Here is a 219-nt window from a genome sequence, read left to right as displayed (position 1 = left end):
GGTGGGTGATGACGGGATCGAACCGCCGACCCCCTCCTTGTAAGGGAGGTGCTCTCCCAGCTGAGCTAATCACCCACTTCTCAATTTCTTACTCTACACGGCGGAGACTACATAAAGTAGTTGGTGGGTGATGACGGGTTCGAACCGCCGACCCCCTCCTTGTAAGGGAGGTGCTCTCCCAGCTGAGCTAATCACCCCCGCTGTGTGGAGTCGCATTAT

The 219-nt window shown here is 56.6% G+C and carries 2 tRNA genes; both read right to left on the bottom strand.

Annotation, left to right across the window (positions count from 1 at the left end):
- Positions 1–2 precede the first annotated feature (2 nt).
- Positions 3–75: transfer RNA gene (locus tag OGV80_RS02190), tRNA-Val, on the bottom strand.
- A gap of 46 nt (positions 76–121) precedes the next feature.
- Positions 122–197 (bottom strand) — tRNA-Val (locus OGV80_RS02185).
- Between the last annotated feature and the right edge of the window lie 22 nt (positions 198–219).

Origin of the sequence: Citrobacter sp. Ce119 (assembly GCF_030334525.1) — a bacterium.
Lineage (GTDB): Bacteria > Pseudomonadota > Gammaproteobacteria > Enterobacterales > Enterobacteriaceae > Citrobacter > Citrobacter europaeus.
Note: the sequence above shows the minus strand (reverse complement) of the source record. Positions and strands in the feature narration are given on the sequence as shown.